Below are 19,223 nucleotides of genomic sequence, written 5' to 3'. Positions count from 1 at the left end.
CCATACAAGCGAATTCATTCGCGAAAAAACAGCCACAAAAAGAGCTTAAAACTCCAGCGTCGTAGATATCTGCACCTGCCGCGAATCCCCCATCGAGACGAAATAGCGGTTCACGCTTGAGGTGTAGTAAGTGCGGTCGAAGAGGTTTTTGACGTTGAGCTGGAACCGGACTTTCTGCCCGTCCAGCCGGGTGTCGTAAGTCGCGAAGGCATCGGCGACGGTGTAGGCCGGCAGGTTGAAGTCGTTGAGCGGGTTACCTGCCCTTTCCCCAACATAATGCGCACCGGCACCCAGCCGCAAGCGGTCGCCGCCCAGCACGCTGCCCAGGTCATAAACCGCCGACAACGAGCCGCTGTGGCGGGCGACATTCTGCAGGTGTTTACCCTTGAGCAACGGGTCTTCCTGCACGCGGGCATCGGTAAAGGCATACCCGCCGATCAGGCTCCAGCGTTCACTCAACTGACCGCTCAGGTCCAGTTCCAGCCCTCGCGAGCGAACTTCACCCGCCGAGCTGTAGACGGTGCTGGCGGTTGCCGCGTCGTAGTTGGCCACCAACACATTGCGCTTATGGATGTCGTAAAGCGCCACGGTTGCGCTGAAGGCACCCGGCACATCCCATTTGGCACCCAGCTCCCAGGCTTTGGCCTGCTCAGGCAAGGTCCCGGAATCCAGCACGTAGCCACCGGTCAGCGGCGCGATGCTGGAGTTGGGTTTGAAGGATTCGCTGTAGCTGCCATAAAACGACAACTGATCGGTGTAGCGATAGACCAGACCGGCGCGAGGTATCCACTGGCTGCCGTTGGTGTCGGTGTTGACGCTGAAAGGTCGGCCTCTGCCCGCCACCTGATCGAAGGTCATGAAGCGTGCGCCAGCCACTACAATCCATTGCTCGTTCAGGTGAATCGAGTCCTGAAGGAACAGCGAATTGCTGCGCAGAATATCGCTCTGGGCACTGTCCGGTTCACTGACCGTCGTGCCCTCCACTTCCTGCCCGTAAGCCGGGTTCAGGTAACTGAAAGTGGTCAGGCTGCGCTGGCGGATCAGGTCCGAGCGATAGACCTTGCGGTACTCGTCATCCATGCCCATGAGCAGTTCATGGCGCAGGCCCGCCCACTGCACATCGCCCGCAAGAGTCAGGACGGTATAGCGGTCGGTGGCCAGTGCGCCGGAGGTGCCGTCCATGGAGCGAGTCAGAGTGCCATTGGCTGCATTCACTGCCGTGACCCGCACCTGACTGGCATCGTAGGTTTCGCGGTTGTAGCTGTAACCCAGATGCCCTTTCCAGCGCTCATTGAAATCATGATCGGCCTCGAAACGATAAAGATCCGAGCGCCCTTCCATGTTGTTGAACGGCTCATCGAGGCGGCGTGTGGCCGGAATGTCCAGAGGGTGATTGGTCACCGGATCGATGGCAGTGCCGCGATCGAAGGGATAGAGAAATTCCCGGTGTTCATAAGCCGCCACCCATTGGGTGTCTTCGCCGTACCAGGCCAGTGACGGCGCGATCAGCGACTCGCGATGGGTGCCGAAATTGCGCCAGTAATCTTCGTCCTGATGATCGACAATCATCCGCCAGGCCAGTGCCGAATCACCCACGGGACCGGTACTGTCCAGCGTCACGCCACTGCCGTTTTTGCCCGAGCCATAGCTGGAGCCACGAGCTGTCAGGCTATTGGCCGCCTGTAATTGAGGCTGCTTGCTGACCACGTTGATGACGCCGCCGGGGTCCTGGATTCCGTAGAGCAGGCTCGCCGGCCCCTTGAGAATTTCGACACGTTCAGCAGTGGCGTTCAGGTTGCGGCCCTGCACCACCGGCATGCTGTTGCGCATGATCGAGCCGTCGCGGTTGTCACCAAAACCGCGCTTCATCAGCGTGTCCTGAGTGCTGCCCAGTGTGTTGCCTTGAGTGACGCCGCTGATGGTGCTCAAGGCATCATCCAGGTTACGCGGCGCCTGATCACGCAGCACCTGCGGCGGGACGATGTTGATGCTCTGAGGTGTTTCCAGCACAGAGGCAGACGAGCGCAACACCGAGGTACTCGAAGGTGGTTGATACGGGCCGCGCTCCGCAAGCCGGGAATCGATGTGAGTGGCTGCCAGACTGAGGGTGCCGGCTTCGGGCTTCAGGGTTTCCAGAGTAAACGCCTGCTCGCTGGCACGGCGCCAGGCCAGGCCGGAATCTCGCAACAACGTGCTCAATGCCTGTTCGGCGCTGAAGCGTCCGTTGAGTGTCGGGGCGTCGATGCGGTAAGGCGCATCCTGGGTGTAGATCACGCTCAGGCCGGTGACGCGACTGAACTCGCTCAAGGCCTGCGGCAAGGGCCTGGCCGGGATAGAGAAATCGAAAGTCTGTTGCGCGGCACAGACTGCGCTTTGAACACAGACGCCTACCACCACGAACAGCGTTCTACCCAGCCAGCCGCTCATTGCCTTGCGCCTCGCCGCCATGAAATCCGCGCCATGGAGGATCGCCTGTCTGCCATCGACTCAGCGCAGAACAATGACCCGGTCCAGCATGCTGTAAGTCTCGAACCCCACCACCGACTGCAAGGCGCTCAGGACAGCCTGGGGGTCCTTGCTGGGGAAGCTGCCGCTGATGCGTTTGGCGGCCAGTTGATCGTTGAGCAGCACAATGCGGCCAGGGTAATAACGGCTCAGGTCGTCGATGACCTCGGCCAGAGGTGTCCGGTAGTAATTCAGCCAGCCTTGTCGCCACGCCAGCAGGTTTTCACTGTCGATGCCCTTGGGGACCGAGGTGGTCGTCTGGTCGTAGGCCACTTGCTGACCCGCTTCCAGAATCCGTTGCTCAAGCCCACCTGCCGCCTTGACTCCGACACGCCCGGACAACACCGTCACCTGCGCGCCCTCCGGTTCCAGCCGGACTTCGAACTGGGTGCCCAGCACGCGGGTTTCGCCGGTATGGGCATCGACCACGAACGGTTCGCCGGTGTGGGTCACTTTGAAAAAGGCAGCGCCGCGTCGTAGCTGCACATGACGTTCGCCACGGCTGAAATTCACGGCAATGGCACTGTCGGCATCCAGCGTGACCTGGGAATTATCGGCCAGCGTCACGGTGCGGACCTGGCCGGGAGCCGACACGTAATCCGCGCCGAAATCATCGGCCCAGCGCTGCGGCTGCCAGCCTGCGCCCATGGCAATCATCAACATCAGGCAAGCGGCCATCGCCAGACCCACCGACCAGCGTTGCAGGTTACGACGTGGCGGCGGCGCATCCATCGCCCGCAACAAGGCGTACAGCGCAACGGCGTCTTCACTGGCAAGCCGGGCCGCCGGCGCTTCGCTCAACTCCCACAACACCTGGGCCTTGCCATAGGCTTGCACATGGGCCGGGTCGGCTTGCAGCCATTGGCTGAACGCCAGTTGGTCGGCGTAATCGGGTTGGTCATGCAGGACGCTCAACCAGGCCAGTGCGGCTTCTTCCGGGGTCGTGGCATTCTGCACGGCGGGCGGCGCTTTCATCGACGAGCGTCTCCAGGCTTCGTTCGGGCGGTGCCTGCCGAGTCCTGTTCCAGGCTCGCCTTGCAGGCTTGCAAAGCGCGCATCATATGTTTTTCCACAGCGCTTTGGGAAAGCGCCATGGCTTTGGCGATCTCTGCGTACTTGCGACCGTGAATGCGGTTGAGCAGGAAAATCTGTCGAGTCCGCTCGGGCAAGCCGCGCAAGGCCGCCTCGACGTGGCGCAAATCGTTGTTCGCCTCCAGCGCGGCGCGTGGATCGTTACTGCTTTCGTCATGCCCGGTTTCAAGGCTTTCGCTGATGCGGCTGCGCACACCTTCGCTGCGCAAATGGTCGATGGCGATATTGCCCGCACAGCGCAGCAGATAAGTGCTCAGCTCTTCGACCTGCACCAGAGGACGCCGCCAGAAACGCACGAACAGGTCCTGCACCAGATCCGCAGCCGTTGCCCGACAGCCCACACGGCGGCTGACCAGCGCTTCCATCTGGGGACGCTGGGACAAAAACACCTGCAGAAAATGCGCACGACCACCCTTCGCCGCCAAGGGCTCGGCGTCAGGGCCTGTATCGGGCAGGTCTGGTTCAGGGGGCATCATCACGATCACTTAAACGGGCAACAGGTCAAAAACAGCAAAGGGGCAAAGTACCAGTCCGAAACCGGCCAGCTTCAATATCCAGCGAGGTTTGAAAGGCATCAGAAAAACCAGCAGCACCGCACTGCCCATCAATACCGCAAACCACTGCGCCAAGCCTATACCCCAACCGGCATCATTGACTGCAACGACTGAGGAAACCGCCAGAAACAACCAGCCCGCGAGCGTGAGCAACCGACTGCGCCGTGAGGTCAATGGACCGCTCAGCAACTCGCCGTAATGCCGGGACATGGACAGGCACAAGGCCGTGAAACCGATGTAACAGAACAACGCCGCCAGCAGCATCAACTGGCCTCCTGACGGCTGACTGCAATGGCCGAAGCGCCAGCGCCCTTGCGCACCGGTTTATCGGCACGCTCAGCCCTGAACTTCAGTGCCGCCCAGCCGAGGAACAGGCCGGTACCCAGCGCCGTCAGGTCAAAGGCCGGCAGCACCCAGCTTCCCTGTTGCAACGCGGCGATCAGGTAATGGCCATCGGTCAGCAGATCGAGCACCGGCAAGCCGATGAATAACAGCGCACCCAGTCCCAACTGCTCGCGCCAGGCGCTGTGGCCGCTGCGCAGCACGGCATGCAGCACCGACAGGCCCCAGATGATGAAGAACACATTCACTTCCCAGCCTGCGCGCCCGGCCAACCCGACCGGCAGAACCCGATTGGCCCAGAAGAACGCCGCCACCGCGAGCATCAGGCCCGACATGCTGGCGATGTTCAGCACCTCGACCAGACGCAACTCGAAAGGCAGCACGCCGGTCTTGGCATGCTTGAGGCGGCGCTTGCCCAGCCACATGACCAGCCCGGTGCCGATCATCGCGGTCCCGGCCACGCCGAAAATGAAGTACAGCCAGCGCAGGGTCGGCCCGGCAAAGTGACCGACATGCAGGCCATACATGCCGCTGGAAATCAGCATAGGCACGGGCCGCGAAGGGGTTTCGTTCTGCAGGGCACCGCTCACGCCATTGAAGGTCAGCGCGCCACCGCGATCCGGCGTGATGCTGCCTTTGTCGTCACGGGTCAGCAGCACCGAAGCATTGCTGTCGCCAGGATTGTTGACCACCACGCGCCCCACCTGATCGCCATTCCAGCGCTCGCTGGCCGAGGCCAGAAGCGGAGCAAGGGGCAGCAACTCGGCAGGTTTGCCGTCAGGCCCTGGCATGTTCGAACCGGGGAATACTTCGTTGTAGAAGGCCTGCACAGTGCCGTAGCTGGTCAGGATACTGGCGGGCATGACCATCGACATGAAGATCACCAGACTGCTGTAGGTAATCATCAGATGAAACGGCAGCACCAGCACGCCCAGGGCGTTATGGCCATCCAGCCAGGAACGCTGGCCCTTGCGTGGCCGGAAGGTGAAGAACTCCTTGAATATCTTCTTGTGCACGATGATGCCGGTCACCAGCGTCACGAACATCACCATCGCCGCAATGGTCGCCAGCCAGCGGCCCCAGGGGTGCGGCATCTGCAACTGGTAATGGAAGCGATAGAAGAAGTCGCCGCCCCGTGTTTCCCGCGCCTGCACCGGAGCGCCGGTCTGAGTGTCCAGAACCTTGCGGACAAAGTTGTTGCGCTGACCGGGCTTGCCTTCCGGCAGCCAGCCCACCATCAGGCCCGGCGAGCGCTCGTCCGGCATATTGATGAACCAGCGCGTGGCACCCGCCGCGTGTTGTTGCAGGTAGCTTTGCGCCAGCCGGATATTGGCCTCGGTATTCACAGGACGGGCAGCAATCTCGGGCTGCATCCATTGGGTGATCTCATCCTTGAAGTAGGAAAGCGTCCCGGTCAGGAAAATCGCGAACAGCAGCCAGCCGAACACCAGCCCGACCCACGTGTGCAGCCAGGCCATGGCCTGACGAAAACCCTCCTTCATGACAACCACCGGCCACAGGCATAGGCAACGCCCAGGATTGCGCTGGGCAATAACACGCCCACCCACGCCTGCACGGCCGTGCGGCAGGCAAAGCACCAGAGCACGGCCACCAGATACACCAGAAACGAAAGCATCATGCCCGTGATAACGGCTTCGGCCCGAGGGACCGGCAACCACTGGGCGACACAGATGCTGGTCACGGAAGCCAGCAGATAACCTGCAAAGATCGCCGCCAGCGCGCGGGAAGCCACCGCCAGCCGGTAGGAAACCGAGACACCGGTATTTTTCGCAGGACGTTTATTGACCGCTGGGCTATTGAGGGCTGAACCGTGCATCCGAGAACCTTTACCCGATCTTGAAAGGCAATGAAAAAGCGTGAGCTGGCATGACAAGGACCCTGTCACCAGACCGCCGGGCAGAAAGTTCGCACCCAGGCACAAGAATAAAGCGCAATATTAATGATAAATATTCTCATATGCAAAAGAGTCTGACAGAATCGACGCCCTCAATGAGTCCCCGTGGATTTTTCTACGTGATGCACACCGCCCAGCCCGCTCTCAGTCATACCGTCGAAGGTCTGTACCAGGATCACCATTCCTGGCTAACGACCTGGCTGCGGCGCAGGATCGGCTGCCCGCACAGTGCGGCGGATCTGGCTCAGGACACCTTCGTCAAAGTGATACTGGCCCGCGATACGGCCCAGATCATTGAGCCTCGGGCCTTTCTGACCACCATCGCCAAGCGGGTGCTGTGTAATCACTACAGACGCCAGGATCTGGAGCGCGCCTATTACCAGGCCCTGGCCGAGCTGCCGGAATGCGTGGCACCTTCCGAGGAAGACCGGGCGATCATCCTGCAAACTCTGGTGGAACTGGACCAGTTGCTGGACGGCCTGCCGACTGCGGTCAAACGTGCCTTCCTGCTTTCTCAGGTCGATGGCCTGAGCCATGGCGAAATCGCCTCGCAACTGGGCATCTCCATCGCGACGGTCAAGCGTCATCTGAACAAGGCCGCGCTGCGCTGCTACTTCGCCCTATGAACCTGAATGCCGAATCCCTGAACAAGTCAGACATTTCCCCCGCCGTGGCCAGGCAGGCAGTGAGCTGGATGATCGAAATGCAGGAAGGCGGTCTGGATTCCCGTCGCCAGCATGCCTGGCAGCAGTGGCTCAATGGCAATAGCGAACACCAGCGTGCCTGGGCGCACATCCAGCGGGTCAACCAACGCTTGAGCGGATTGTCTTCGCCCCTGGCCCATGCGGCGCTCAATGCTCCGTCCTCCAGCGGTCGCCGCCAGGCCCTGAAGCTTTTGCTTCTGCTGGGCGCGGGTTCAGCGGCAGGCTGGGGATTACGTGATCAGATCGCCTTGCAACCCTTGCTGGCCGACCTGCGCAGCGGCGTGGGCGAACAACGCAAGGAAACACTGAGCGACGGCACACAGGTGCAACTCAATACCGCCAGCGCCCTGGATGTGCGCTTCGATGCCGGGCAGCGGTTTATCAAGTTGCTGCAAGGCGAAATCCTGATGACGGCAGTTGCCGACTCACGCCCACTGAACCTGCTGACCGCCCAAGGCACCGTACACGCCTCGACCGCGGCCAGTCGTTTCAACCTGCGGCAACTGGACGGCCGCACGCAACTGGCCGTGCTGGACGGCTCACTCGAAATCAGCCCCGACGCCCATGTCGGTCCGTCATTGCGGTTGCAGGCCAGACAGCAAGTGACCTTCAGCCGCGACGCCTGGGACCCGGTACGCCCGACAGACGCCAGCACCGGAGCCTGGGCCGAAGGCATGCTGGTCGCCTCGCACATGAAGCTGACGGATTTCCTGGCCGAACTGGGCCGCTACCGTCGCGGGCGACTCAACTGCGATGCCAAGGTCGCCAACCTGCTGATTTCCGGCAGTTACCCGCTGGCCGACAGCGAACGCATCCTCGACATGCTGGAAGTCACCCTGCCCGTCCGGGTGCAGCGCTTTACCCGGTATTGGGTGAGTGTTCAGGCTCGGGTGTGAACAACACTTGTGGGAGGCAGCTTGCTGGCGAAAAAGGCTCGAAGCCGACAGATATTCTGCGTCTGTACGTGAAGTCGCCAGCAAGCTGCCTCCCACAAAGTGAGTTATCACAAAACTTTTTTCAAATCCGGTGAGCCGTTTTCAAGCGCTCGCGTGACAGACAGGGAAAGCACCTCTTAATCCTCCAGATCAAAGGACTCCTGCATGTCGACCCGATCGCCCCAATTGTCACCTCTGGTTCGCACCCTGCGGCATATCATTTTCGGCGCGAGCCTGTCGTTGGGCGGTCTTTCGCTGGCGCATGCTGCCGATGCCAAGGCCTATCACATTGCCCCAAGCGAACTCGAAACCGCGCTGAACCAGTTTGGCCGGGAAGCGGGCGTGATGATTTCCTATGGCTCGCAAGTCACCAGCGGCCTGAAAAGCCGCGGGCTGGAAGGTCAATACACGCCAGAGCAAGGCTTGGCCGCCTTGCTGGAAGGCACAGGGCTGCAGGCTGTGGCCGACGGCAATCAAGGCTTCTCCCTGCAACCGGTGAGTGCGGCAGGTAGCGGCCCTGTGGAGCTCGGCGCATCGACCATTGTCGGTGACTGGCTGGGTGAAGCTCAGCAGACCAACGTCTTCGAACATCCCGGTGCCCGTGACGTGATTCGTCGTGAAGAGTTCGAGCGTAACGGCTCCACCAATGCCCGCGAAGTGCTCAACCGTATCCCGGGCGTCAACGCACCGGAAAACAACGGCACCGGCAGCCACGACATGGCGCTGAACTTCGGCATTCGCGGCCTCAACCCGCGCCTGGCTTCGCGCTCCACGGTCCTGATGGATGGCATTCCGGTGCCATTCGCACCTTATGGCCAGCCTCAGTTGTCTCTTGCGCCGATCAGCCTGGGCAACATGGATGCCGTGGACGTGGTGCGTGGCGGCGGTGCCGTGCGTTACGGCCCGCAGAACGTCGGCGGGATCGTCAACTTCGTGACCCGCGCCATCCCGGACGAGCCCACCATGAAGGGCTCCGTGCAGACCGAGATCAGCCCGTCTTCCACCCAAGATGGCTTCAAGAAAACCGGCAACCTGCTGCTGGGCGGCACGGCGGAAAATGGCCTGGGCGGCGCGATTCTGTATTCCGGCGTGCGCGGCAGCGACTGGCGCGAACACAGTGATACCCAGATCGACGACCTGATTCTCAAGGGCAAATACCAGATCGACGATGCCAATAGCCTCAACGCCATGGCGCAGTATTACGAAGGCGAAGCCGAGATGCCCGGCGGCCTGAGTGTTGCGGATTACGATGCCGATCCGTATCAATCGACGCGCCTGAAAGACAAGTTCTGGGGCCGTCGCACCCTGGCCAACTTCGGCTATCGCTACGAGCAGGACGCCCGGGTTTTCACCGCCAACACCTTCTTCACCAAGACCCTGCGCAGCGGTTATCTGGAACAGGGCAATATCGTCACCCTGTCACCGCGCGAATACTGGGTACGCGGTTTTGAAACCCGCTTCTCCCAAGGTTTCGCACTGGGCGAGAGCTGGCATGAAGTGGGCATCGGCTATCGCTACATCAACGAATCCGGCCACGAAGTGCGCTACAACGAAACCACCGCTTCGCAAATCATGCCCAGCACGTCGAGCACGCAAGACCGCGATACCCGTGGCTACACCGATGCCAAAGCGTTCTACATCGATGACCGCATCGATATCGGCAAGTGGACCATCACGCCGGGCATTCGCTACGAGATGATCGACACGGCGCAATCCAACAACCAGACCAACGTCAAATACCAGGGCGACTACAACACGGCCCTGCCGGCCTTGAACGTGCTCTATCACCTCACGGACACCTGGAACCTGTACGCCAACACCGAAGGCTCGTTCGGCAGCGTGCAGTACAGCCAGATGCCCAATCGCGTCAACGGCGGCGAAGTCCAACCGGAAAAGGCGCGCACCTGGGAACTGGGCACCCGCTATGACAACGGCGTACTGCGCGCAGAGATCGGCGCCTTCCTGATCAACTTCGACAACCAGTACGACACCAACCAGACCGACAACCGCATCATCGCTCGCGGCGAAACCCGTCATCAGGGTATCGAGAGCAGCATCAACTACGCCTTGAGCGACCTGAGCCCGGCGCTGGATGCCTATGAGGTCTACGCCAGCTATGCGTATGTGGACGCAACCATCCGCGAAGACGGCCCGAACAAAGGCAATCGCGTGCCCTTCTCGTCCAGACACAAAGGCACCCTGGGCGTGAGGTACACCGAAGGCCCATGGAAGCTGAATCTGGACAGTTCGTTCCAGAGCGATCAGTTCGCCGACAACGCCAATACCGAGGCAGAAAACGCCAGCGGCAGCACCGGCAGGATTCCCGGCTACATGCTGTTCAGCACCCGCGCCGCCTATGACTTCGGCCCGAAAATGTCTGACCTGAACGTGGCGGTAGGCGTGAAGAACATCTTCAACCGCGAATACTTCACCCGCTCGTTCGATGACAACAACCGCGGCAAGTACGTGGGTGAACCGCGCACCGTGTACCTGCAGACGTCCGTCGCGTTTTAAGAATTGTCGCGGCCAAGGCCCCTCCCACGATTGAAAGTGGGAGGGGCCTTGGCCGCGACAGCATGCACAGATGAAACCAGGTGGATGAGAAATGCTTTCATTCAAACCTGAATATGACAATATTTTTGCTGCGAAATATTTCTTCCATTTGGGGGTTGAATTGTTGGCTCATTGGCGCCAACACTGTGCTTGAGCGCAAACGAAATCGAGCTCCGCAAGAAATCGATCAATGAGCCTCACACGAGCAAGCCCTAATAAGGATTAACTATGCAAATCCAGGTCAATAGCGATAATCACATCGAAAGCAGTATCCGACTGGAGGAGTGGGTTCGTACCACCATTGAAAGCACGCTCGAACGCTACGACGAATATATAACCCGAGTCGAAGTTCACATCAGCGATGAAAACGGCGAAAAGCCAGGTCCACATGACATCCGCTGCCAGATAGAGGCCCGTCCAAAAGGCCACCAACCGATTTCCGTTACCCAGAAGGCCGATACCATCGATCAGGCCGTTGATGGTGCAGCCGCAAAACTCGATCACGCCCTTGAGCACCTGTTGGGCAAACTGCGCAGCAAACGTGGCGGCGCACCACTGCCCCAGGATCAGGATGAAGATTCGGTCAGTCCGGACGCCCTGCTGGAGGAAGAATTTCTTGAGAAAGAACTGGAAAAGGAAGTCGCTCGACTGGGCTGATTTCCACTCTCTGACACATTGATCGCGTAACCGAGGGCGGCCCTGAAAAGAGCCGCCCTTTCTGTTTTCAGGGCAGCGGTTTGACCACGATCAGCAGGTCAGTAAAGCGCTCGATGCGGATGGGCAGGTTATCGCTCAGGGCTGCAAGCGCAGCATCGGTATCATCAAGGCGGAACAGCCCAGAAACCCGTATCCCATCCAGAGCCCTGGCATCGAAACGCAACAAGCCATGTCGATATTCGGCCAGTGTTTGCAGCACTTCGCCCAGAGGCCGATCATCAACCTTCAGCACGCCACGGGTCCACGCTGACGGGTCGCCACTGCCTATGGAGCGCGGCGCCTGTACCCTGCCGTCCTTGAGCAAGGCCTGCTGGCCGGTGGAGACTTTCACCACATCCGCGCTATCGGCCCTGGCCGCAATGGCTGACTCCAGCACGCTGACCGTTGTCCCTTGCGGACCACGGCGCACCACAAAGCGCGTCCCCAATGCAGTGATGGTGCCCTGATCGGTGCGCACCACAAATGGGCGCTGTGCATCCTTTGCAACCTGAACCCACAATTCGCCGCGCAACAATTCCACCTCGCGTTGCCGTCCGTCGAATTTTATATCCAGCGCCGAATTGCTGTTGAGCTGAACTTCGCTACCATCGGAAAGCAGAAATTCGCGACGCTCACCGATGGCCGTGTGCTGATCGGCCATCCAGATCGGCAGGTTCTCGACGCTCATCCAGCCGCCGATCAAAACGCCCAACAGCGAGAGAACCTGCAACCCTCGATAAGAGGGTTTTACCCCCGAATGCGGGAATGTCTGACGCAATGCAACCCGAGCCGGCTTGCCCGGTAATTCATCAAAACTGCCCCACAAGGACTGCATGCGTGACAGCGCCAGAGCGTGTCGCGGGTCCGCCTCGCGCCACCTGTCAAAGGCCTCGCGATCAGTTGCGCTCACCGCATCGTCATTCATCAATGCAAGCCAGGAAGCCGCTTCGCTGATCATCCGCTCGCAGGGTTCTTGTGCATCGCTCATGAGAGCTGGCCCGAACCATGCAGTGTCTTGTAGCAATGCACCATCACGCTGGCCATGTATTGTTTGACCATGCTGGAGGACACACCCAATTGAATGGCTATTTCGCTGTAAGTCATCCCCTCAAGGCGGTGAAGCAAAAATGCCTGACGCGGCCTGGGAGGCAAGCCGTCAAGCATCTGTGCGATTCGCTCCAGCATCTGCAACGCGACATGGATGGCTTCGGGATCCGGCGTGCAAACTTCATCGGCATGCAGAGCCAGCGCCTCCAGGTAGGCGCGCTCGATCTTGCGACGCCGTGCACCATCAATCAGCAAGCGCGTCGCAGTGGTGGCGAGAAACGCCCGAGGCTCCTTGAGATTGAGCGGTTCAGCCAGCATCAGGATACGCACGAAAGCATCCTGGGCCAGATCCGCAGCACGTTGCGAGCACCCAATCTTTTTTCGCAGCCAGTTTTGCAGCCACAGATGGTGGTCGCTGTAGAGCTCGGTCATTTGCTGCCGACGATCACGGACAAGGTCGTCATCAGCTGCGGAAAAGTCGCGCATGCGTCAATGCTTCTCAAACACGAAAAATTATCATTAACGCGAAAGATGACAGCAAAACCTGCCATCAGCAAGCACCAGAAAATCTTGCCGATGGTCAGCAACTGAGAACTAAAGGGACTAATACCCGGTCAATTTATGCAGTTCACATAGACAGGTAGAAGATATGGATAATCCTTTTCAGATGATCACCGATACCTTTCATCCCGATTACCGGGTGAATCTGAGCATCCAGGGACTGGATGGCAGCATCATGCTGACACTGTCGAACGAAAAGGGCATCGTCGCCAAGCGCCTGATCAGCGCCGCCCAGCGCAACGACCCCGAGCGCCTGCGTCGCCTCATAGAAAGCGTGCAATTCGGCATCGCTATCGAGCGTGGCGACAGCGCACTGAAAATCCTCACCGCCATGACCGATGGCGTCACACTCAGCCAGTTGCCGATTCTTACAGGAGGTCACTGGCGGCCAGACCGACATGAGCAGACGGCGGGCCTCTGAAGCGAGCGTCGGTATTACTTAACCTGACGAAAATGCCCTGAATGCAGGGCATTTATTGCGGACCTCTCTTTTCATCTGCGTGTGGCTTCATGGAAAGTCATATCCCCTTGTGTGCCCTTTTTGGCTCTCTGAACTAAGCTGGATCACAGCTTATCAGTGATCTAGTTCAGTAGCCCGAGGATGACCAGCCACGCAAACATGCCCTGATGGCGACTGCGTGGGGTGCCTTCGGGTGCACCGGTTTTGACTGGTTTGCCGGTTTGCTAACCCGCGTCAAAGTCGCCACCTTCAATCGTTTCGCAGCGATTGTACGGTGGCACCATGAGGAAACTGGTTATGAAAAAAATAACACCTGACCCCTCCATACCTTCTCTCGAAGAATCCCTGCAACATATCTCCGAACTGCTGCGATGCGCAGCGGCCACCGCCTACGAATCCGGCGACTGCCTCAACGGACCGAAACGCGACCTGGCCTTCTCGGTTGTACACCTGATCGGCATGGCCCAAACCGAGCTTGATCGCTCGCTGGAGCGTGTGGAAGCACGCTAGGCCTGCCACTTGTGGGAGCGGATTCATCCGCGATACGTCATTGAAGACGATAGGTTTTCTTCGAATGTACGGGCCTCTCGCGAATGAATTCGCTTCAAATATTAGGGTTAATGAGCGCTTGCCCGCGACCAACTTCTGAGAGCGACAGGTAGTCCCTGTCTACGCAAGATGAGGGGTGCGATGTAACTTAAGCTAACGAAATGCCTCGTTTGCAGGCCGTTTCTTACGGACCTGTCTCTATCATCTGCGCGAAGTTTCCTAGAAAATCCTATCCCCTTGCGTGGCCCTTTTTGGCTCTCTAGGCTGTGCCGGTCACTGCTCATCAGTGATCGGGTTTAGCAGCCCGACGATGACTAGCCACGCAAAACATGCCCTTATGGCGGCTTTGCGTGGGGCACCTTCGGGTGCGCCGGTTTTGGCTAGTTTCCCGGTCTGCTAACCCGCGTCAAAGTCGCCACCCTCAATCGTTTAGCAGCGATTGTACGGTGGCCCCATAAGGAAACTGGTTATGAAAAATTTAACACCCGATCCACCTGCCCCATCGCTCGAAGAATCCCTGCTGCACATCTCCGAACTGCTGCGATGCGCAGCGGCCACCGCCTACGAATCCGGCGACAGCCTCAATGGCCCGAAACGTGATTTGGCTTTTTCTGTTGTTCATCTGATCGGGATGGCCAGGAGTGAGCTGGATCGGTCGTTGGAGCGGGTGGAGGTGCGGTAAACCTCTACGCAGTAGTAATGCCGATCAGTTAAGGTCAATGAATCACTTTGTGGGAGGCAGCTTGCTGGCGACTTCAGCGTTCGACGCAAATATCTGCCAGTTTCAGGCCTTTTTCGCCAGCAAGCTGCCTCCCACAAGTGTTGTTTGTGCCTTAACTGATCGACATTAGTACGTAGGAGTACCTGTCATTTGTGGGAATTCATCCGCGATGACGTCATTGAAGGCGATAAATCTTCTTCGAATGTACGGGCCTCTCGCGAATGAATTCGCTCCTACCAAATGCCGTTTAAATCAAACCTCGCCCTTCTCCTCCGTCACTGCCCCTTTCACATTACTGAACGGATCCGGAATCTTCGCCGACGGGTATTTGTACGACGCATAACGCACCACCAGAATCGAGATCGCCAGCAGCAGAATACCGCCGCACAGGTAGATGATGCCGATACTTGGCGGGTTGTGGTGGGAGACGTCCGAGATCAGCAACCGGGTCAGTGCCGTGATGGCGACATAGATCAGGAAGCGGACGGGCATGTGGTTGGTCTTGAAGTAAATCCCCGTCATCGCACCCAGCTCGAGGTAGATGAACAGCAGCAGGATGTCATCGACCGTGATGTTGCCTTTTTCGACCATCCCCAGAAAGGCGACGACCGATGCCCAGGCAGTGATGGCGCCGATGGCGAACAGTGCCAGGAAGTGGAAGCTCTCCACACAGAGATTCCCCAGCGATTCGGCCTGCGAATGCACTTTTTGCCGCATCTTTTCTGCCCATTTGTTTCCCATGACGCTCTACCTCTGAACCTGAATTTTTACCAACCGGATGATGCTGCATGCAGATGACACTCTGCGCCGATGCTTTTTAAAGCATGAACAGGGCCATAGGCTATCGTTGAGAGCGCGACGGGTTGTCGCAAGGCACACCGGGCCAACAAAAATGTGTTTTAAGACCACTATTCAAGGGAAGCGGATTGGCTTATGCTAAATACTGTACAAAAATACAGTAATCGCTAAATTTATCGCAAAGGCATGTGAGGTGGTTAATGGCCGTCGAAGTGGTATACCGCAGCAGCCGAGATCTGGAGCGCTTGTTCATGGATAAAGCCGAAGCTGATCGTCATGACAAGATGCTTGAACTCGCCGAGTTGCTGGCAACAGTGTTGAACAAGGCCGTGCCGTCGCTGACGGAAGCCCAGGTTGAAGAGGCCGGGATCTACATGGCGAAAAACCGCGATATCTTCGCCCGCGCCTTCAAGAGCCAGCCGGATGCGCTGAATGAATTGCTGAGCGAAACCGAAGCTGAAACCGAGTGAAATCGGGGGTTCGCGAATGAATTCGCTTCCACAGGTTTTTAGTGGGAGCCAATTCATTCGCGAAAAACTACACCTCCATCATTCCGGTTTCTCCAGTTCATCCACCAGCGCTTTAAAGAACCGTGCGGCTTCACCTCCCGTCACGGCCCGATGATCGAAGGTCAGTGACAGCGGCAGGATCGGGTGGATTACAACCTCCCCGTTCATGGCCACCGGCTCTTCACGAATCCCTCCTGCACCAATGATTGCCACTTGCGGCGGTACGACGATCGGGTTGGCGTAGCGCCCGAACAGGGTGCCGAAGTTGGACAGGGTGATGGTTGCGCCCATCATTTCCTGTGGCGGGATTGAGCGGGCTTTCACATCGGCGCGCAAGCGACTCATGCCCTCTTTCAGGTCAGCCGCACTGCGGTTGCCGACATCGCGAAGCACCGGTACGAACAAGCCATCGGGTGTGTCGACGGCGATGCCCAGGTTGAGGGTTTCATGCTGTTTGATCGACAGGGATTTGCCGTCGAACCAGCTATTGAGCACCGGCTCCACCTTGCAGGCTTCGGCCATGGCCTTGCCCAGGCGGATCAATGGGTCACGGGCCTGCGCCCAGCGATGCAGGTCAGCGTCACCAAAGATCGTCACCGGCACCACTTCGGCATGGGACTTGGCCATGTTCAGCGCCATACTGCGCCGCACACCGCGCAGACGCTGACCACCAAAACGATCGCGTTCGACCTGTGCTGCACGCTCGACATCGGCGCGGGTGATCAGGCCGTTATTGCCTGAGCCCGTCAGAGCATTGAGTTCGATACCCAGTTGCCGGGCCAGTTGGCGAACGGCAGGCGTGGCTTTTACAGACAGGTGTTCACGGGTCGAAGGCGCAGCGCCGACACAGAACTGATCGTCCTGGCTGCCGCCGCCTTCAAGACGCCCGACGACAGTGCCGGCATCGCCCTCGCCTTCAAAGGCCATCAGGGGTTCACCCACATGCAGGACATCGCCATCACCGCCAAACAGTTTGGCGACCACGCCGTCATAAGGCGCGGGAATATCGACGATGGCCTTGGCGGTTTCCACCGAAACCACCAGTTGATCGGCACGCACGGTGTCACCTTCCTTGATGTGCCACTGGACCACTTCCGCTTCTTGCAGACCTTCGCCCAGATCGGGCAGTTTGAAATATTTCATCGCAAGCCTCCTTGGGCGTCAGGCGAAATCGAGCACGGTGTCGCAGGCATGCAGAATGTCTTCCACTGCCGGGATATAGAGCTGTTCCAGCCGGTACAACGGCGGTGGAATATCCGGGGCAGTGACACGCTGGATGGGTGCCTGCAGATCCATGAAGGCCCGCTCATAAAGGCTGGCGGCGATTTCAGAACCGACGGCACATGAACGCGGCGCTTCGTGGATGATCACGCAGCGACCGGTCTTGCGCACCGAGGCTTCAAGGGTGTCGAGGTCCAGAGGTTTGACGCAGGCCACATCGATGACTTCTGCCGAGACGCCTCGCTCGGCCAGCGCACTGGCCGCCTGCAAGGTTTCATGAACGCTGGCGCCCCAACTGATCAGGGTGATGTCGCTGCCTTCACGCAAGGTGAAACAGCTGTCCAGCGGCAGGCGCTTGCCGTCATCGACAAGGGGTTGCGGGTTCATGCGATAGAGCCGGGTCGGCTCCAGGAAGATTACCGGATCGGGATCGTCGATGGCCGCCAGCAACAATCCGTAGGCGCGGGCAGGTGACGACGGAATGACGACTCGCAGGCCTGGCACATGCGCGAACATGGCCTCGGTGCTTTCGCTGTGATGTTCGGGAGCACGAATCCCCGCGCCCATGGGCGTACGCAGCACCATCGGGCAGGAAAGACGCCCGCGGGTGCGATTGCGGATGCGGCTGGCGTGGGAAACCAGGTGTTCCATGGCGGCATAGATGAAACCCATGAACTGGATTTCAACCACCGGTTTCAAACCCTGCGCCGCCATGCCGACCACCAGGCCGCCGAGCATGGTTTCCGCCAGGGGCGAATCGATCACTCGCTTGAAGCCGAAGCTGTCACGCAAACCTTGAGTAGCGCGGAATACACCGCCATTGACGCCGACGTCTTCACCCAGCACCACGACGTTTTCGTCTTCGGCCATGGCCCGGTGCATCGCCAGGTTCACGGCTTCCAGCAGGCTGACTTTTTCATTGGCCATGATGATCACCTCCGACACGCCGTGCAGCACGTTCCATGAACCACTCATGCTGTTCCGCCAGCGCGTCCGGCCATTTGGCGTAGACGTGTTGCATGACGGACTCGGGAGACTGGGTGCCGGTGCTTTCAAACACGTCCACCGCGATTTGCACCAGGCCCTGACACTCGCTGATCAGGGTCTGCTCGCGTCCTTCATCCCACACGCCCTGGCTGACCATGTAGGACTGCAGGCGTTTGACCGGCTCTTCCAGCCAGGCCTGCTTGACCTCTTCGCCGGAGCGATAGCGGGTCGCGTCGTCGGCGGTGGTGTGGTCGCCCAGTCGGTAACTCAGGCATTCGAGCAACACCGGCCCTTTGCCTTTGCGTGCCCGTTCGAGGGCAATCTGCATGCGGTCGTAGACAGCGACGATGTCGTTTCCGTCGACCTGTTCGCCATGGAAGCCCGCTCCGATGGCTTTCTGAGCCAGGGTCGGCGCGCCGCACTGGATGCGCCGGGGAACGGAAATCGCCCATTGGTTGTTGTTGACGACGAAGACCACCGGCAATTGCCAGGCGCCCGCCACATTGAGGGCTTCGAGAAAGTCGCCCTTGCTGGTCGCGCCATCGCCACAGGTGGTGACGGCCACGCGATGCTCGCCCCTGATCTTGAACGCACTGGCCACACCGCAGGCATGCAGGGCCTGGGTCGCAATCGGCACGCACAGGGGAAAGTCCTGGGCCACGGCAGGTTCGGCATAGGCACTGCCTCGCTCGTCTCCGCCCCAGTAAAGAAGGATTTCTTCCATGCGCACGCCCCGCATCAATTGCACGGCGGTGTCGCGGTAATAGGGAACCAGTACGTCTTCGGGATGCATCAGGCTGCCGATGGCGACACCGATGGCTTCCTGGCCAAGGGTCGGCGCATAGGTGCCGATACGGCCGGTGCGCTGCAGGGCGACGGCTTTCTGGTCGAACAGCCGGGTGAGGACCATTTGCCGATAAAGGCGTGTCAGCAGATTGAAGTCATCGGCCCAAGGAGGAAGCTCTCCGGTCAAGCGACCGTCGGGGGCCAGGTAACGGGTATACGCAAGCTTGATCTTGTTAGACATTCGCTACTCCAGTCACGCGGGGTATGCGTGGTGATCATGAATCGCTG

General features: G+C 59.3%; 20 protein-coding genes. 8 read left to right on the top strand and 12 right to left on the bottom strand.

What is annotated here, in order from left to right; all coding sequences use genetic code 11:
* Positions 1-45: 45 nt before the first annotated feature.
* The 6 genes from KQP88_RS04680 to KQP88_RS04655 are packed head-to-tail and all read right to left on the bottom strand — an operon-like array spanning position 46 to position 6,330.
* Complete coding sequence (locus KQP88_RS04680) at positions 46-2,427, bottom strand: TonB-dependent siderophore receptor (RefSeq protein WP_407681814.1); 2,382 nt, start codon at positions 2,425-2,427, stop codon at positions 46-48.
* Positions 2,428-2,487: 60 nt separating this feature from the next.
* The gene (locus KQP88_RS04675) at positions 2,488-3,480 is read right to left on the bottom strand and encodes a FecR family protein (RefSeq protein ID WP_216704963.1); all 993 of its coding nucleotides are present in this window, start codon (positions 3,478-3,480) and stop codon (positions 2,488-2,490) included.
* A complete protein-coding gene (locus KQP88_RS04670) occupies positions 3,477-4,073 on the bottom strand; it encodes an RNA polymerase sigma factor (protein ID WP_216704962.1) in 597 nt (198 codons plus the stop codon). The genes KQP88_RS04675 and KQP88_RS04670 overlap by 4 nt, the downstream gene beginning before the upstream one ends.
* Positions 4,074-4,082: 9 nt before the next feature.
* The gene (locus KQP88_RS04665) at positions 4,083-4,415 is read right to left on the bottom strand and encodes a DUF3325 domain-containing protein (RefSeq protein WP_216704961.1); all 333 of its coding nucleotides are present in this window, start codon (positions 4,413-4,415) and stop codon (positions 4,083-4,085) included.
* The gene (locus KQP88_RS04660; protein WP_216705890.1) at positions 4,415-5,971 is read right to left on the bottom strand and encodes a PepSY-associated TM helix domain-containing protein; all 1,557 of its coding nucleotides are present in this window, start codon (positions 5,969-5,971) and stop codon (positions 4,415-4,417) included. The genes KQP88_RS04665 and KQP88_RS04660 overlap by 1 nt, the downstream gene beginning before the upstream one ends.
* Positions 5,972-5,991: 20 nt before the next feature.
* Positions 5,992-6,330, bottom strand: coding sequence for a DUF3649 domain-containing protein (locus KQP88_RS04655; RefSeq protein WP_200995517.1), 339 nt, complete (start codon positions 6,328-6,330; stop codon positions 5,992-5,994).
* Positions 6,331-6,530: 200 nt separating this feature from the next.
* Here KQP88_RS04655 and KQP88_RS04650 point away from each other — a divergent pair, with 200 nt between their 5' ends.
* From KQP88_RS04650 to KQP88_RS04635, 4 genes are all read left to right on the top strand, one after another.
* Positions 6,531-7,034: a sigma-70 family RNA polymerase sigma factor gene (locus KQP88_RS04650; RefSeq protein WP_216705889.1), complete on the top strand. Its 504-nt coding sequence runs from the start codon at positions 6,531-6,533 to the stop codon at positions 7,032-7,034.
* Positions 7,031-8,008 carry a FecR domain-containing protein gene (locus KQP88_RS04645; RefSeq protein ID WP_216704960.1) on the top strand — a complete coding sequence of 326 codons (978 nt, stop codon included), beginning with the start codon at positions 7,031-7,033 and terminating at the stop codon, positions 8,006-8,008. Before KQP88_RS04650 ends, KQP88_RS04645 begins: the two co-directional genes overlap by 4 nt.
* A gap of 204 nt (positions 8,009-8,212) precedes the next feature.
* A complete protein-coding gene (gene fecA / locus KQP88_RS04640) occupies positions 8,213-10,561 on the top strand; it encodes a TonB-dependent Fe(3+) dicitrate receptor FecA (protein WP_216704959.1) in 2,349 nt (782 codons plus the stop codon).
* Positions 10,562-10,828: 267 nt separating this feature from the next.
* Positions 10,829-11,257, top strand: a complete 429-nt coding sequence (locus KQP88_RS04635; RefSeq protein WP_216704958.1) for an HPF/RaiA family ribosome-associated protein — start codon at positions 10,829-10,831, stop codon at positions 11,255-11,257.
* A gap of 67 nt (positions 11,258-11,324) precedes the next feature.
* Here KQP88_RS04635 and KQP88_RS04630 read toward each other — a convergent pair whose 3' ends face one another.
* Together KQP88_RS04630 and KQP88_RS04625 are read right to left on the bottom strand one after the other, a co-directional pair.
* Positions 11,325-12,284, bottom strand: a complete 960-nt coding sequence (locus KQP88_RS04630; RefSeq protein WP_216704957.1) for a FecR family protein — start codon at positions 12,282-12,284, stop codon at positions 11,325-11,327.
* The gene (locus KQP88_RS04625; protein ID WP_216704956.1) at positions 12,281-12,829 is read right to left on the bottom strand and encodes a sigma-70 family RNA polymerase sigma factor; all 549 of its coding nucleotides are present in this window, start codon (positions 12,827-12,829) and stop codon (positions 12,281-12,283) included. Before KQP88_RS04625 ends, KQP88_RS04630 begins: the two co-directional genes overlap by 4 nt.
* 163 nt (positions 12,830-12,992) lie before the next feature.
* On the opposite strand from KQP88_RS04625, the gene KQP88_RS04620 reads away from it, so the two are divergent.
* The 3 genes from KQP88_RS04620 (at position 12,993) to KQP88_RS04610 (ending at position 14,595) form a co-directional block, all read left to right on the top strand.
* Positions 12,993-13,325, top strand: coding sequence for a DUF3509 domain-containing protein (locus tag KQP88_RS04620; protein ID WP_200995512.1), 333 nt, complete (start codon positions 12,993-12,995; stop codon positions 13,323-13,325).
* A 336-nt stretch (positions 13,326-13,661) separates the two neighbouring features.
* Positions 13,662-13,874 carry a DUF6124 family protein gene (locus KQP88_RS04615; RefSeq protein WP_200986436.1) on the top strand — a complete coding sequence of 71 codons (213 nt, stop codon included), beginning with the start codon at positions 13,662-13,664 and terminating at the stop codon, positions 13,872-13,874.
* 508 nt (positions 13,875-14,382) lie between these two features.
* Complete coding sequence (locus KQP88_RS04610) at positions 14,383-14,595, top strand: DUF6124 family protein (RefSeq protein ID WP_200986437.1); 213 nt, start codon at positions 14,383-14,385, stop codon at positions 14,593-14,595.
* Between the two features lie 291 nt (positions 14,596-14,886).
* Here KQP88_RS04610 and KQP88_RS04605 read toward each other — a convergent pair whose 3' ends face one another.
* Positions 14,887-15,375, bottom strand: coding sequence for a phosphate-starvation-inducible protein PsiE (locus KQP88_RS04605; protein ID WP_025258669.1), 489 nt, complete (start codon positions 15,373-15,375; stop codon positions 14,887-14,889).
* Positions 15,376-15,632: 257 nt separating this feature from the next.
* On the opposite strand from KQP88_RS04605, the gene KQP88_RS04600 reads away from it, so the two are divergent.
* Entirely contained in the window at positions 15,633-15,902 is a 270-nt protein-coding gene (locus KQP88_RS04600) for a YebG family protein (protein WP_025258668.1), read from the top strand.
* A gap of 78 nt (positions 15,903-15,980) precedes the next feature.
* Here the strand turns inward: KQP88_RS04600 and KQP88_RS04595 are convergent, their stop codons facing one another.
* From KQP88_RS04595 to pdhA, 3 genes are read right to left on the bottom strand one after another with little or no spacing between them, the layout of a single operon-like run.
* Positions 15,981-17,084: a dihydrolipoamide acetyltransferase family protein gene (locus KQP88_RS04595; RefSeq protein ID WP_216704955.1), complete on the bottom strand. Its 1,104-nt coding sequence runs from the start codon at positions 17,082-17,084 to the stop codon at positions 15,981-15,983.
* Positions 17,085-17,102: 18 nt separating this feature from the next.
* Positions 17,103-18,089 (bottom strand): alpha-ketoacid dehydrogenase subunit beta, encoded by a 987-nt coding sequence (locus KQP88_RS04590; protein ID WP_117182403.1) that lies wholly within the window; start codon positions 18,087-18,089, stop codon positions 17,103-17,105.
* Positions 18,079-19,176, bottom strand: coding sequence for a pyruvate dehydrogenase (acetyl-transferring) E1 component subunit alpha (gene pdhA, locus KQP88_RS04585; protein ID WP_216704954.1), 1,098 nt, complete (start codon positions 19,174-19,176; stop codon positions 18,079-18,081). The genes KQP88_RS04590 and pdhA overlap by 11 nt, the downstream gene beginning before the upstream one ends.
* Positions 19,177-19,223: the final 47 nt, after the last annotated feature.

Source organism: Pseudomonas lijiangensis (assembly GCF_018968705.1).
In the GTDB taxonomy this organism is placed as follows: Bacteria; Pseudomonadota; Gammaproteobacteria; order Pseudomonadales; family Pseudomonadaceae; genus Aquipseudomonas; species Aquipseudomonas lijiangensis.
This window is presented reverse-complemented; position numbering and strand designations above follow the sequence as displayed.